Origin of the sequence: Neoalteromonas facilis (genome assembly GCF_002807665.1) — a bacterium.
In the GTDB taxonomy this organism is placed as follows: Bacteria; Pseudomonadota; Gammaproteobacteria; order Enterobacterales; family Alteromonadaceae; genus Alteromonas_E; species Alteromonas_E facilis.
The window spans coordinates 616,312-629,867 of the sequence record NZ_PEAY01000001.1; the positions used below are offsets into that span (position 1 = coordinate 616,312).

At 44.7% G+C, this 13,556-nt stretch carries 15 protein-coding genes; 6 read left to right on the forward strand and 9 right to left on the reverse strand.

From position 1 onward, the window contains the following. Window positions 1-12: 12 nt before the first annotated feature. Window positions 13-549, reverse strand: a complete 537-nt coding sequence (locus CSH93_RS02780) for an SRPBCC family protein (protein WP_100641683.1) — start codon at window positions 547-549, stop codon at window positions 13-15. A 190-nt stretch (window positions 550-739) separates the two neighbouring features. Between CSH93_RS02780 and glgC the strand changes: the two genes are divergently transcribed. Beyond that, window positions 740-2,002, forward strand: coding sequence for a glucose-1-phosphate adenylyltransferase (gene glgC, locus CSH93_RS02785; protein WP_100641684.1), 1,263 nt, complete (start codon window positions 740-742; stop codon window positions 2,000-2,002). Between the two features lie 5 nt (window positions 2,003-2,007). On the opposite strand, the gene CSH93_RS02790 is transcribed toward glgC, so the two are convergent. Both CSH93_RS02790 and CSH93_RS02795 read right to left on the reverse strand, forming a co-directional pair. Continuing rightward, window positions 2,008-2,826 carry an alpha/beta fold hydrolase gene (locus CSH93_RS02790; protein ID WP_240615472.1) on the reverse strand — a complete coding sequence of 273 codons (819 nt, stop codon included), beginning with the start codon at window positions 2,824-2,826 and terminating at the stop codon, window positions 2,008-2,010. A gap of 117 nt (window positions 2,827-2,943) precedes the next feature. Then, window positions 2,944-4,269, reverse strand: coding sequence for a spinster family MFS transporter (locus CSH93_RS02795; RefSeq protein WP_100641686.1), 1,326 nt, complete (start codon window positions 4,267-4,269; stop codon window positions 2,944-2,946). Window positions 4,270-4,423: 154 nt separating this feature from the next. Here CSH93_RS02795 and CSH93_RS02800 point away from each other — a divergent pair, with 154 nt between their 5' ends. Next, entirely contained in the window at window positions 4,424-5,239 is an 816-nt protein-coding gene (locus tag CSH93_RS02800) for an acyl-CoA thioesterase (protein ID WP_100641687.1), read from the forward strand. Here the strand turns inward: CSH93_RS02800 and CSH93_RS02805 are convergent. Together CSH93_RS02805 and CSH93_RS02810 are read right to left on the reverse strand one after the other, a co-directional pair. Beyond that, on the reverse strand, window positions 5,236-6,081 hold the full coding sequence (locus tag CSH93_RS02805) for an HDOD domain-containing protein (RefSeq protein WP_100641688.1): 846 nt from the start codon (window positions 6,079-6,081) through the stop codon (window positions 5,236-5,238). The two genes, CSH93_RS02800 and CSH93_RS02805, sit on opposite strands and share 4 nt — an antisense overlap. Then, window positions 6,081-7,175: a 2-dehydropantoate 2-reductase gene (locus CSH93_RS02810; RefSeq protein WP_100641689.1), complete on the reverse strand. Its 1,095-nt coding sequence runs from the start codon at window positions 7,173-7,175 to the stop codon at window positions 6,081-6,083. Before CSH93_RS02810 ends, CSH93_RS02805 begins: the two co-directional genes overlap by 1 nt. A gap of 43 nt (window positions 7,176-7,218) precedes the next feature. On the opposite strand from CSH93_RS02810, the gene CSH93_RS02815 reads away from it, so the two are divergent. Further along, a complete protein-coding gene (locus tag CSH93_RS02815) occupies window positions 7,219-8,469 on the forward strand; it encodes a glycosyltransferase (RefSeq protein ID WP_100641690.1) in 1,251 nt (416 codons plus the stop codon). Here the strand turns inward: CSH93_RS02815 and CSH93_RS02820 are convergent. Both CSH93_RS02820 and CSH93_RS02825 read right to left on the reverse strand, forming a co-directional pair. Next, a complete protein-coding gene (locus CSH93_RS02820) occupies window positions 8,466-8,867 on the reverse strand; it encodes a SufE family protein (protein ID WP_124748926.1) in 402 nt (133 codons plus the stop codon). The two genes, CSH93_RS02815 and CSH93_RS02820, sit on opposite strands and share 4 nt — an antisense overlap. Window positions 8,868-8,875: 8 nt before the next feature. Then, window positions 8,876-9,295 (reverse strand): DUF2750 domain-containing protein, encoded by a 420-nt coding sequence (locus tag CSH93_RS02825; RefSeq protein ID WP_100641692.1) that lies wholly within the window; start codon window positions 9,293-9,295, stop codon window positions 8,876-8,878. A gap of 194 nt (window positions 9,296-9,489) precedes the next feature. On the opposite strand from CSH93_RS02825, the gene xthA reads away from it, so the two are divergent. Together xthA and CSH93_RS02835 are read left to right on the forward strand one after the other, a co-directional pair. After that, window positions 9,490-10,296, forward strand: a complete 807-nt coding sequence (gene xthA, locus CSH93_RS02830) for an exodeoxyribonuclease III (RefSeq protein WP_100641693.1) — start codon at window positions 9,490-9,492, stop codon at window positions 10,294-10,296. Between the two features lie 3 nt (window positions 10,297-10,299). Beyond that, window positions 10,300-10,944: an energy-coupling factor ABC transporter permease gene (locus tag CSH93_RS02835; RefSeq protein ID WP_100641694.1), complete on the forward strand. Its 645-nt coding sequence runs from the start codon at window positions 10,300-10,302 to the stop codon at window positions 10,942-10,944. 62 nt (window positions 10,945-11,006) lie between these two features. On the opposite strand, the gene CSH93_RS02840 is transcribed toward CSH93_RS02835, so the two are convergent. Continuing rightward, window positions 11,007-11,564 carry a phosphoribosyltransferase gene (locus CSH93_RS02840; protein WP_100641695.1) on the reverse strand — a complete coding sequence of 186 codons (558 nt, stop codon included), beginning with the start codon at window positions 11,562-11,564 and terminating at the stop codon, window positions 11,007-11,009. 43 nt (window positions 11,565-11,607) lie between these two features. Beyond that, window positions 11,608-12,801, reverse strand: coding sequence for a lipoprotein-releasing ABC transporter permease subunit (locus tag CSH93_RS02845; protein WP_100642321.1), 1,194 nt, complete (start codon window positions 12,799-12,801; stop codon window positions 11,608-11,610). A gap of 120 nt (window positions 12,802-12,921) precedes the next feature. On the opposite strand from CSH93_RS02845, the gene CSH93_RS02850 reads away from it, so the two are divergent. Continuing rightward, a complete protein-coding gene (locus CSH93_RS02850; RefSeq protein ID WP_100641696.1) occupies window positions 12,922-13,527 on the forward strand; it encodes a PilZ domain-containing protein in 606 nt (201 codons plus the stop codon). Window positions 13,528-13,556 lie beyond the last annotated feature (29 nt).

Sequence of the window (13,556 nt, forward strand, 5' to 3'; positions counted from 1 at the left end):
ACCTCAACTGCATTAGCGTGGAAGGTTTTCACTCACCACTTTCAGGTTGGCTAAACCGGCTTCAAAATCGGGCCCTACTAGGTTGTCCATAAACAAACCAAAGTAGCGATAGATGACACTATCACCGACATCACCGCTGTCCATCCACGTCACTTTAACACCCTGACTGACCTCTTCAAATAGCAATGTGCCTGTACTTTGCATATCCATATCAGGAAACATAATGCGATATTCAATACGCTTGTCATGCTGCAAGTCGGTGATTTCCATCGCACCGTTACCCTGCGTTTCACTTTGCCATTCAGAACGCATGCCCACGGCTCGGTCTGGCCCACTGTAACTGACCGTCATATCAGGGTCTCGCTTAAACCACACCCCCCAGGTTTTCCATTGACGCAAATCGACCACTTGATCATAAATAGCAGACGCGGGCGCTTCTATGACCACTGAACGCTCTAAGGTGTATTTCGACGGCAACACCATACCAATTACATACAAGGCTACCAGCGCTATACACAGACCAATAACCAATCGTTTCAGCAGTAACATAATCATCCCTTGCTATGAGTGAGCGAAAATCATTGTATAACATTCCATTAACACTTGCGAAACGTTAAATGGTGAAAAAAATCCATTTCGGCTCATGCCGCTGGCGTTTGTCATTTAGCTGTAGTATGACTAGGCTAAAACATGAACAACAATACGTAAACGCCGATACAACAACGAATGGGAATCGTCTATGGCTGCCAATAAATCTCGCTACATCAGTAATCTAACCAAAGAAACTTATGCTTTGATTCTTGCAGGCGGACGAGGTTCTCGTTTGCATGAACTCACCGATTGGCGAGCTAAACCCGCTTTATATTTTGGCGGTAAATTCCGCATCATTGATTTTCCTCTATCAAATTGTATTAACTCCGGTATTCGTCGCGTCGGTGTGATAACCCAATACAAATCACATAGTCTGATCCGTCATTTAGTGCGTGGCTGGGGTCATTTTAAAAAGGAACTGGGTGAATCCATCGAGATTTTACCTGCGTCACAACGTTTTTCAGAAAGCTGGTACGAAGGTACTGCCGACGCAGTGTTTCAAAATATCGATATCATTCGCGATGAATTACCTAAATACGTGATGATACTGTCAGGCGACCATATTTACCGTATGGATTATGGCGCAATGTTGGCGCGCCACGCAGAAAGCGGTGCGCAAATGACCGTCAGCTGTATGCCTGTTCCGGTTGAAGAGGCCGCAAATGCATTCGGCGTACTGTCCGTCGATGAAAGTATGCGTATCTTGGGCTTTGAAGAAAAGCCCGCTAACCCTACTCCACTGCCAAATGACCCGACCATGTGTTTAGCATCAATGGGAAATTATGTGTTTGATACTGAATTTTTATTTTCGGAACTCAAACGAGACGCTGAAAAATCAGGTTCGCAACGCGATTTTGGCAAGGACATCATTCCGAGTATTATTGCCGATCACCCAGTGTACGCTTATCCCTTTGCTGAAGGCGATGCAGGCAATAACTATTGGCGCGATGTGGGTACACTCGACTCTTTCTGGGAAGCCAATATGGAGCTAGTTTCACCAGTTCCAGCGCTTAACCTATACGATAGAAAGTGGCCAATTTGGACTTATCAGGAACAGTTACCGCCAGCCAAATTTGTCTGGGAAGAGGAAAACCGACGGGGTGAGGCAATCAATTCAGTTGTTTCAGGAGGCTGTATCATATCTGGCTCAACGCTCCGTCGCAGCTTGTGTTTCTCAAATGTACGTGTGCACTCCTACAGCCAGATTGAAGAAGCGGTCATTCTTCCTGATGTTGTCATTAATCGTCATTGTAAAGTACGTAAAGCCATTATTGACCGAGGTTGTGTACTGCCCGAAGGCACGGTAATTGGCTACGACCATGAGCAAGATAAAGCCCGTGGATTTCGTGTATCTGAACGTGGCGTAGTATTAGTGACGCGCGAAATGCTCGGCCAACCCGTAGGGTTTTAACCGCACTAGGCCTCGTCAGCCGACGAGGCCAAATCATCAATAATTGTACTGATTAACTGCGCAATCTCTTGTGGGCGCTCAAGCGGAAACATATGTGCACCCGGCACTGTTTTATGGACCAAGTTATTTTCTTTAATAAACGTATTGCGCAAAAATGGCACACAAACATCAGTCTGCTCACCGGTGATAATATATCCCGGACACTTCAATTTACCCGCATAGCGATGCAAATCCGACGGAACAGTGCGAAACAATTGAGCCTCAACAGCGGGATCAAAGGTTAATACCTGTTCATCCCCCGCCGTTTCGATAACAGAATTAACATAGTCCGCGATACAATCACGATCCATACGCTTGAATAACCCCTTGCCAGCAAAGTAATCGACCAAATCTACCGAATGCTGCCAGCGGCGTTTTCTTGTTTCCGCTAGCTTTGCCGGCGTAAACTTATCGATCATTCCGACTTTTTTAGCCAATGCAAAAAAATGACGACTGATCCCACTAGTTAACGGAGGATCTAACATGATCACGCCTTTGAAGCGTTCGGGAAAACGGCATGCAGCAATAAACGACACCACAGCACCAAATGAATGACCAACAGCGTAAACAGGCTCATTTTCTGGCGTATTCTTATTGATATATTCCACCAACTCATCAGCCTGACTGTGCCAGTTATTGGATACCGGGAAACGCGACGAGTGCCCCATTTTTTCTATTGCAATAACATGATAGTTGTCAGGGAAAGCGTTAAATAATTTACGATAAGATCCTGAGGGAAAACCGTTCGCGTGAGCGAAATGCAGGGTGAGAGCGTTATCTTGCATAATTCTCCAGAGGAAAGATGACTAGCCCAATGTAAACGCCAGAATAATACAGTAAAGGCTAGCACAGTGACATTGATATCCCAGGCAGAAATCTACCCGGGATAAATAAGGATGGCGTTAGTGCCCTCTCTCTTCAGCGAGTTGCCAATCTTTGCGAATACGTGTTGAAGTCCACAAGAATACTAATATCGCTAAAACATACATAACCACTAAGTACTCAAGTGCCGTCGTCAATGCCACGGTTTCCCCTAATTCAGGTACCATCGATTGACTGAATATACCCACCAAAGTCGGACCACCACCCAAGGCAATGATATTCAGCACAAAGAAGAATAGTGCTGTAGACATAGCCCTTACATTAACAGGAGCCAAGGTCTGCGCCATGGCAAATGACGGACCTAAATAAGAGCCGCTGGTAAACAGGAAGATGGTGATCAAGCCCAGAGACAACATCACACTCTCAACTTGCAAGGTGAAATAAAACGCCGGTACACCCAGAATTAACATGATAGCCGGCAAAAGCGCATACGCGCGACGGTCATGCTTACCCCATTTATCGGCTACAGCCCCTCCTAACCAGACGCCAAGCGCGTAAGCAGTACCATTGATAATACCAAAGGCAATTAACAGGTCTCTAATCGGATAGTCAGGGTGAACGCGTACGTAAAAATCAATTAACCACGTTGAAATCGCATAATTCCCGAATGAGGCGAAAGAAATACCCAAACACATCCCCCACCACGTTGGGATAGACAGTAATAGCTTAATCGATTTTTTGACACTCGGCTTATCTGCATTGTCTGTCGCCGGTTGCTGAGAGCGCACAGGCTCCTTGATCGTCAGTTTCATCAAAATCGCAAGTAGGATACCTGGCAAACCAACACTGAACATAACGATCCGCCAATCAGCACTGCCACCTGTGAGGAAAAAGGCTGAGGCAAAGAATGCGGCCATGATCCCAAACGGAATACCGAGTGAGTATATTGCCAGCGCACCCGCGCGTTTTTCTTTTGGAAACAAGTCACTGATAATACTGTGTGATGGTGGACTACCGCCCGCTTCACCGATACCAACACCAATGCGCGCTAACGCTAATTGGACATAGTTAGTTGCGAGACCTGACAAGGCCGTAAAACCACTCCACAATGTCAATGATATTGCCACAATATTGACGCGATTGTAGCGGTCAGCAAGCCACGCAATGGGTATACCGACGATGGTATACAGTAGCGCAAAGTAAATACCTTTAAGATATCCAAGTTGCGCGTCATCTAGGCCTAAATCGGCTTTGATGAACGGACTTAGAATCCCCAATATTTGCCTGTCGATAAAATTAAATGCATATACAAGCGTTAATATAATTAACACGTAATTTCTATAGCCGTTTGATACTTCATTAGCGCCTGAAGTTGCGGCCGGGACTTCTCCTGCGGGATTACTCATACTGGCTCTTATTATTGTTCAGTTGCCTCAGTGTACGGAAAATGTGCAACGCGGCTCAACTAAATGTTAATTATTTGTATGCATAACTAAAACTGTTTGCACTGTAACCCCGTATCAAGCAACATACGACCAACTCATCCGACCAGAAATTGTTATGAATATAGATGACATAATCGAGACGATAACTCGGGATCAAATCACCCAAAGCACAACTAACGTCGTTGAACTGACACTGGACAGTTCATGGGCACAAGGACGCACGGTTTATGGCGGCGTGTCCGCGGGTATAGCGTATTTGTGCTGTAAACCCCTAGTAAGTGATGATCGCGTGTTACGTAGCTACTCAGTCAACTTTGTCGGCCCTCTGATGTTTGATGCAACATTTACCGTTACCGCAACCATGCTCCGTAGCGGTAAAAATGTATCGCAATTGAACGTTCAAATTACCCAAGATGAAAAAATTTGTTTGTCTGCATTAGCCTGTTTTGGTGTGGGTAGAGATTCTAAAATTGTGGTCAATAAGGCACTACAACATGAATTATCGCCGCCTTTGAAAGCTAAATTTATTCCTCAAATACCTAAAGTCACGCCAAAATTTTTGCGTCATTTTGATCTCGCTATTGATGATGGCGGCGTTCCCTTTATGAATGGCAAGAAATCGCATTACTACGGCTGGATGCGCTACTCCAAGCCCCCTAAAGCAATGACAGATGTACACTTAATATCTTTGATAGATGCGTGGCCTCCAACATTACTGCAAATGCTCAAATGGCCGGCTCCCGCAAGCACCGTGAGTTGGAACATTGAGTTTCTCCACCCTCACCGGCCAGTAAAACCGGATGATTGGTTTGCGTATAAAGCTGAGACACGCCAGGCTGGAGAGGGATACGGGCACACCGAAGCCAATATTTGGGACGCTGACGGCGAGCTTGTTGCAATCAGTCGTCAAACCGTGGCTATCTTCGACTAAAACACCATAAAACTGCTTGGGTTGAAGAGCGAAATGACATTAATACACTGTAAGTTAGTTGTATCCAGTGCTGTTTCAATCTGCTCTTCTTCCCAATCCAGGCATTCACGCAGAAAGGGTTGCAAGTTCGCGTAAGGGTCGTACACGTCCTGATGAACATTATCGAGCGCAAGGACGTAGGACAATTGGATTATTTGATCTTCAATATGATCGGCTGGAAACAGTTTATGGTGAACATTCGCCACTAAGTCGGTGAGCCGATCAGGCAAGCCCCATGCTGTCATTATTTCTGCTGACAATTGCGCAAAGGTGAAGCCACACAACGTCTGTTGCATCGCACGAGGTGTCGTATTTTTATTAATCGCGGCACATTGAGACGCCATTTCGGGGTGCGATTGCACAATGGCTAGCTCACCAATATTATGTAGCAAACCCGCTACAAATAACCGCTCTGGTTCAGCGATACGCTTTTGTTCGGCTATATATTTACCGAGCAACGCACAACTTAAGCTTTGCTCCCAAAATTTATCCAAATCAATGACATTGCTACTCACTGTGGCAAAGGTTTTGGCCACACCATATGAAACAGCCAAATCATAAAGCGCCTTCGTACCAATGATTTGAATCGCTTTTGATATGGTCTCAATTCTGTTTGGAAATTTATATAACGCACTGTTGGCAAGTTTGAGCAACTGAGCGGTTAAGGTTGGATCAAAGGTAATTAAACTGGCTATGTCGTCAACCGTCGATTGCTCATCATCAATCACGGCCTTCAACGTGGTAACAGTGTCTGGCAGAGCGAACATTTCAGCTGCTTCAGCAGCGTAATCAATAACATTCATTATTTCAGTCCAACCATATGATACAAATCACACGCACTAATACTGTCCTTACCATTATTCGACGCTTCAGCTTCGTGGATCATGTCCACAACTTTTGCATTCACGGGGCAATCAATGCCCAAACGTTCAGCGTTTCTCAGTACAGCTCCATTGAGAAATTCGATTTCCGTTTTCCGACCAGCATTTATATCCCACCACATGGACGTTCTAACCGTTGGATCTATCGCCAACATTTTGTTCGCCACACGTTTAAATAGCCAATTCGGTAATCGCAATATCCACGGAATTATGGGTGCAGAAACAGAAGCAACTTTTGGTAGCGTCAAGTTAAGTGCTTTAGCCACCGAGAGCAATTCTGTCATCATTGCTGCAATTACTAATCGATACTCTCTTTGTTCAAGCATAGCCTTGACTGGAATATTCGCCAAGGCGTTAATACTATTTCCTAAATTTAATTGTAACTTTGCCCACTGCATCGCCGTCATATCAGCGGTAAAATCTAACGGTAATCGGCTTTCTACAGAGCCATCATCTGACCCATCCAAACACAAACAATCGCGCAACATAGCATCGTGGGTTGATGATTCTATGGTCAATCGCCCTTCAGATCCTCTGTGAAAATGACCATTTTCTTGATCGACCACGTTAAATGGCACCATCACCCTAATGATCTCATTGTCTGGAAATGCCTCACGTACGGTGTGATCTGAGTCTAAACCGTTTTGACAACACAAAATTAAAGTATGTTGACCAACAAAAGGTTTCATATCTTCTACCGCCTGTTGGAGACCTGTGCATTTCACTGTAAGCCAGACGATATCAAAAACAGAATGCGGGCTTACTTCCTCATCTGAGCGAATAATCGACACGTTTTCTACTGACAATGTATTGTGCACGTAATCAGTCAAGGTAAGGCCTGATGAAATTTTGTCCGCCATACTCGGTCTGCAATACAAGGACACATTGCCAGAGTTTTCTCTGCGCTGCGCAATATGTGTTAACACACCACCTAAATAACAGCCGATTAAACCCGCGCCAAAAACCAATTGAGAATGCATAGTAAGGTTATTGTAGTAAACGAATCTTGCTATCATACGCGATAATTCCAATAAACTCAGTTACTAGAGTAGATAATTCATGCACGCAGTTGTTGTCGGTTACGTATGGCCAGAACCCAATTCTTCGGCCGCCGGACAAAATATGCTTAATCTAATGACGGCAATGGTCTCTGAAGGATGGCGAGTAGACTTTCTGTGTGCAGCCAAACACAGCGACAATGCAATTGTACTAACCGATTACGGGGTTACACCGCATGACATTGTTATCAATGATGCGTCGTTTGATTCATTGATCGCAGCGTTAGCCCCTGACATTGTTATCTTCGATCGATTTATGATCGAAGAACAATTCTCCTGGCGCGTCCGCCAACAGTGCCCTCAAGCACTATGCGTACTAAATACTGAAGATTTGCATGCACTGCGTTCGGCTAGACAGCAACAGAATAAATCTGGCGAGCAAGAAGTTAATCTGCACAGTGATCTTTTTTATCGTGAAGTCGCCAGCATCATGCGCTCTGATATAACATTGTTAGTGTCTGAATTTGAACAGCGCTTTTTACAGCATAATTTCGCTATAAATAAAGACGACTTACAGGTGCATCCACTCATGCCGCAGATAAATTCTGCGCATGCAGTCCCCGACTTTTCACAGCGACAAGATTTTGTTTTTATTGGTAGTTTTCGCCACGAGCCTAATTGGGATTGTGTTCGATACTTAAAAGAGACCATCTGGCCGCAACTCAGTCAAAAGCTTAAAACTGCAAATTTGCGTATCTATGGCTCCTATCCGCCACCGAAAGCAATGCAGTTTCATGCCCCCAAGCAACGGTTTTTTGTAGAAGGTTGGGCTGAAAATGCACAGCAAACATTGGCAGCCGCTCGAATTTGTTTAGCCCCCCTCCGATTTGGAGCTGGCGTAAAAGGTAAGTTTCTTGATGCGTTTCAAGTTGGAACGCCTTGTATGACAACCCCTCTAGGCAGTGAAGGTATAACAGATAAGTCAAACTGGCCGGGATACATCAGCGAATCACCTGATGACATTATCAACCATGCAGTACGCTTATACACCGATGAAAATGCGTGGTACCTAGCCCATCAACAAGCATTACAATTACGTCTGACGCCCGCCTGCTACGAGGCGCACCAACAGAGCTTGATTGAAGCACTGGTAGATGCCCATAAAGGTCTGGAACAACGACGCAAGCGCAACTTTGTGGGTGCAATGTTACGGCATCATTCTCATGCCAGCACTAAGTACATGGGCCAATGGATTGAGGCAAAAACAGCACTGAAGAAGGAGCTTGAATCGAAAGAAGGTGGAGAAGGTTAGTTTGTTTCGGTTTGGATCCGCTTTATAACGGCGGCTAACCCATTTTGTCGCGAGGGGCTTAAAAAACGTGACAACCCGATATCAGACAAATACTGCTGATAGTCGAAGGTTGCCTGCTCACTGCCTGTTAAGCTATTGGCTTTTTCTAAAATTATCGCCAGTAAGCCGCGCACAATTTTGGATGGTGAATAGGCATGATAGCTTTTACTGCCTTGCGCATTAATATCAACCACTAACCAGACAGCCGCTTCACAGCCAACCACTTTATTCTCATCAATTTGTTGCGATTCATCCAGCGGGCGCATTTGCTTTCCCGCCAACATGATTTGGCGAAACATGCTATCCCACGCCCTACTTGCGTGGATCGCAGTCGCCAAGGGTAAATGTTTATCAGGCACGAACAACCTTAAGAAGCATTTGAAAGCGCTTCATTAACACATTCAACCCACTCGTTTGCACTAATAACAATACCTTCTTCTTCTTCTCCGCACGGGAATAACAGCAATAACGTATTGTTTTTTGCCAGACCTTCTGCCCAAACACTCAGGAACTCTTCAAGCTCAATACTCTTAGGCTCACATTCAGGAAAGTCATCCCTTTCCCATCCAACAACGAAATCATGGTGTGGCCAAATGGGTAGACATAGCTCATTCTCGCTTTCCACCATCACCCAGCCGTTTTTGCCAAACAATCCCCAGATAACCGGTATCGTTTTTAAATGCTCAAGAAAATAGTCAAAACGTTGCTCTGGCGTAAGGCGTGTAACACGCAAAAACTCCTCACTACTGAGTTTATCCGCAGCTGCGTCATGTCCATCGATTTGCATAATATTTCGTCCTAAAAATGAAGTGGCGCGATTCTACCGATTGACCAATAAATGTACCAGCCCAAAACTTGCCTAAACGATAAAAACTTATGCATTTTGAGGCAAATTCTCTGGCTTTAACTAGGCGCACTGGGCGCTAATTTTTGATACTCTACACATAAAATATTGTTATTCATTCAAAGTAGTACACATCAATGAAATTCATCTCTTTTAATATCAACGGCATCCGTGCACGATTGCACCAATTACAAGCTCTCATAGACAAGCATTCACCTGACATCATTGGTTTGCAAGAGATCAAGGTCGACAACGATGCCTTTCCTGTTGCTGATATCGAAGCCATGGGCTATCACGTTGCCTTTCATGGGCAAAAAGGCCATTACGGCGTTGCACTGATGTCAAAGGTCCCGGCAGACAATGTTGAATATGGTTTTAAAAGTGATGCTGACGACGCTCAGCGACGCATGATCATTGGTCACTACACTCTTGAAGGGCAGCAAGTCACCGTTCTTAACGGATATTTCCCGCAAGGAGAGAGTCGTGATCATGCCACTAAATTCCCTGCCAAGCGTAAGTTCTATCAAGATTTAGATCACTACTTAAATGACGAATGTGACAACCAGCAGAATGTCATTGTAATGGGGGATATGAACATATCCCACACTGACCACGATATTGGTATTGGTGAACAAAATGCTAAGCGCTGGTTACGCACTGGAAAGTGTAGCTTTTTGCCTGAGGAACGTGACTGGCTCAATAATTTGCTGAGTTGGGGACTGCATGATACCTATCGTCATCAGCACCCTGATCGAAGTGACCAGTTTAGCTGGTTTGATTATCGTTCAAAGGGGTTTGATGACAACCGTGGGTTACGTATTGATTTGATATTAGCAACACCTTCTATGCTTGAAAAACTCATTGAGACCGGCATCGATTACGAACTTAGAGGGATTGAAAAACCTTCAGATCATGCGCCTATCTGGGCTAGCTTCGGAGGCTAAGCGGTGACATTGTTACAAACCTTAGGCATTGTTAGTTTCGCACTGATTTTACTTTGGGTGGTTAAACATATTGATCTAGCGGCTTTACGCCAGTCTAAATTACAACAGCACCTTGTATTTGGTGCCAGTGCCAGTGTGTTTTTCTTATGGATTTTCCGTGCAGGCATCTATGATGGTTTGTCAGTTCACTTTTTATGGCTAACCGCACTGTCGTTAACTCTAGGTGTACGCTATTCCATCCTTGCAGCCACAGCAGCATTACTGGGGGTAACGGCAATAGGACTGGAAGAATGGCATATGTTTGGCATTAATGGCCTGATAGGCATTTTGCTGCCCGTTTCCTTAACCCACCTGATTTTTAATTTTTCATTTCACCGTCTGCCACGGAATTTGTTTGTGTATATATTTGTCTGTGCATTTTTTCCGGGTGCACTGATGATTGCCAGTAAAATGTTCCTATTAGGAAGCTACTATACTGTTGACGGCATATACGACTGGCTCACCGTTAAAGACAATTTTGTAGTACTAATCCCGCTGCTATTGTTTCCTGAAGGCATGCTAAACGGTATGACGATGACATTGCTGGTGATCTATAAGCCTCATTGGGTTTACACGTTTCACGATAAGTTTTATATCGATGGCAAGTAACCGGTGTTAATAGACAATAAAAAAGCGCCTTGCGGCGCTTTTTTTAATCGAACACTTTTAACCTAAAACAAAACATCCATAATGTTGGAGAGTTCGGTTTTACCCTCACGAATTTCCTGCTCAGTAAGCCCAGCAAGCTCATGTGGGAACACTAACCATTCGTCACTTTCACGTACATAGTAGTCCGGTGTCAGTTCAGTTTTATTATTGGCAGGTTTGAACCAAGGGCATGCAATACGCACATCATGCGGCATGTTTAGACGCATTTGTGCCTTAATTTGCTTGATCAAAGCATCCACACTACGGCCTGAATCAAAGACATCATCCACGATCAAAATAGCATCGTCTGCATTGGCATTTTCAATCAAATAATGTAAGCCATGCACTCTAATTTCTTTGGCTTGTTTATCGATGCCGTAATAGGAAGACGTGCGCACCGCAATATGATCCGTGGGCGTTTGTTTAAACTCAAAAAATTCCTGAACCGCTATACCAATCGGTGCACCACCGCGCCAAATACCGATGATAAATTGAGGGCGAAAACCATCTTCATACACCTTAGAGGCGAGTCTAAATGAATCTTCAAGAAGTGATTGTGCAGTAATAAAGGTTTTTTGCATGAGCTGCCCCTAAAAAATGAATGGCCGCAAGTATAGTGAAAACTTATTCGTATTGTAAGGCTCTTGCCGGTTGCACGGTTAATGCCTTAAATGCTGGATATAACGTAGACAGCAAACACAATACTAGCGCAAAAACCGCTACGCCTATCACTTGACTGACTCTCAAATCAATCGGTAAACCACCCGATAGACTGTATCCAGTGGACACACCGAAAGTCGACAACAGTGGGTTTAAACTTAGCACGGCAATAACCCCCAGCGCTGTTCCCAAAACAGCACCTTTCAATCCGTTTGCCATACCATTAAATAAAAACACTTTCATGATGCTGTACTTGTGCATGCCGAGAGTCATTAATATGGCAATATCCCCCTGCTTCTCATTCACTACCATGACCAAAGCAGAAATTATATTGAATGCCGCCACAGCGATCACCAGCAATAGCAGCAAGAACATCATGTTTTTTTCCATTTTAACTGCGTCGAACAAGGGCCCTTGGCGGGCTCTCCATGTAGTATGGTCAATCCCGGCTTCATCTAGTGCTGCCGACGATTTGGCGTAATCAAACGCATCAGATAAAAAGATTCTGGAGGTATCGATTGGCCCTTTTTCGCGCTTGAGTTTTTGCAAATCACTTACATGCATAAACAGGGTCTTATCATCCAGTTCAGACCCCATATCAAAAATACCCGCCACCTCAACCAATCGTTGGCTCGGCACTCGACCAAATGGTGTGTAAACAGAAGCACCAGCAACCAAAATACGTAACGGCTCGCCGGGTCTAATCCCGAATTGCGAGGCCAATGCTCGGCCCATAATAATGCGAAAAGAGCCTGGCTGAAGATCACTTAGGTCGCCAACCAATAAACTGTCATCAATAATCGATAGCGTTTCCATTTGCTCGGGCTCAATGCCCTGCAGCATAACCCCACGTAACGCATTGGACGTCTGTAACACGCCTTCTGCTTCACCAAACGGCATCGCACCAACAAGCGACGGTATCTGTTCAGTCGCAAGGGTTTGTGCTGGCGCTTGCGCAACAATATGTGGCATAACCCCTAAAATTCGCTGTTTAAGCTGGCCTTCAAACCCGTTCATCACCGACAACACAACAATCAGCGCCATGATCCCTAGCGTTATACCGGTCACTGAGAAAAAATTTATAAAAGCAACAAAACTACTGGCTTGCGATGCGCGTGAATAGCGCAGACCAATAAATGCGAAAACTGGATGGAACATAACGTCCTGTATAACTGAGCATTTCGCAGATTCATCTGAATCGCTTGCGAAAGTTATGGTTAATGCGACAATGCCTACGCATGATACGAACATCTGTGTAGCCATACAAGGTAATCTACTATGGATCAGTCATTTGACAGTCTAACGCCCGAACAAAAAAAAGAGCGCTTTAGCGAATTTTTTCTGATCAAACACACACTCAATGTCAATATTAAACCAGTAGAAGACAGTGAATTGCCCTCACCAAATATGTTAGAAGAGCATATGCCTTATGCTTTTAAAATTGCGGGTGAACTTGCCGCGCTGGAAGCCCAAGCGATTAGGCCACTGCGTAATTTAAGCACTCACGCGGCAGATTTGGCTGATTTTCTAAACGCGCAAGCGCGTAAAATTGATCTGATGATGTCATATATTCTGCATCAACAAGATGACGAAGCTCAGCGTTACTCGACACTACGTTTTGGCGGTGGTGGTATTGAAGTCATGTATGACCAAGCCCTTGCAATTGGGAGCGCGGTTGAGCTTAAAGTATTTCTGCCAGAAGAAGCGGCAGCTGTATTTTGTTTTGCCGAAGTTATTGCTTGCGACCCTCACGAAGACGGTTACCATATCGCCTTTATTTATAGCCGTATCCGCGACACCGATCAGGAGCTATTGGTGCGAGCCAGCTTGCACTTGCAAACGCAACAATTACGAAAACGATCCGAAAACAGCGAAAAACAGTAACAATCGCGGCATTCAAGTAGGTACTCTTT

Excerpts from the sequence above, each read along its gene's own strand:
- CSH93_RS02825 (WP_100641692.1), bottom strand. The coding sequence starts at position 9,295 with ATGCAAATCGATGGACATGACGCAGCTGCGGATAAACTCAGTAGTGAG.
- CSH93_RS02850 (WP_100641696.1), top strand. The coding sequence starts at position 12,922 with ATGGATCAGTCATTTGACAGTCTAACGCCCGAACAAAAAAAAGAGCGC.
- CSH93_RS02845 (WP_100642321.1), bottom strand. The coding sequence starts at position 12,801 with ATGTTCCATCCAGTTTTCGCATTTATTGGTCTGCGCTATTCACGCGCA.
- xthA (WP_100641693.1), top strand. The coding sequence starts at position 9,490 with ATGAAATTCATCTCTTTTAATATCAACGGCATCCGTGCACGATTGCAC.
- CSH93_RS02840 (WP_100641695.1), bottom strand. The coding sequence starts at position 11,564 with ATGCAAAAAACCTTTATTACTGCACAATCACTTCTTGAAGATTCATTT.
- CSH93_RS02800 (WP_100641687.1), top strand. The coding sequence starts at position 4,424 with ATGAATATAGATGACATAATCGAGACGATAACTCGGGATCAAATCACC.
- CSH93_RS02795 (WP_100641686.1), bottom strand. The coding sequence starts at position 4,269 with ATGAGTAATCCCGCAGGAGAAGTCCCGGCCGCAACTTCAGGCGCTAAT.
- CSH93_RS02805 (WP_100641688.1), bottom strand. The coding sequence starts at position 6,081 with ATGAATGTTATTGATTACGCTGCTGAAGCAGCTGAAATGTTCGCTCTG.
- CSH93_RS02780 (WP_100641683.1), bottom strand. The coding sequence starts at position 549 with ATGTTACTGCTGAAACGATTGGTTATTGGTCTGTGTATAGCGCTGGTA.
- CSH93_RS02790 (WP_240615472.1), bottom strand. The coding sequence starts at position 2,826 with ATGCAAGATAACGCTCTCACCCTGCATTTCGCTCACGCGAACGGTTTT.
- glgC (WP_100641684.1), top strand. The coding sequence starts at position 740 with ATGGCTGCCAATAAATCTCGCTACATCAGTAATCTAACCAAAGAAACT.
- CSH93_RS02810 (WP_100641689.1), bottom strand. The coding sequence starts at position 7,175 with ATGATAGCAAGATTCGTTTACTACAATAACCTTACTATGCATTCTCAA.
- CSH93_RS02815 (WP_100641690.1), top strand. The coding sequence starts at position 7,219 with ATGCACGCAGTTGTTGTCGGTTACGTATGGCCAGAACCCAATTCTTCG.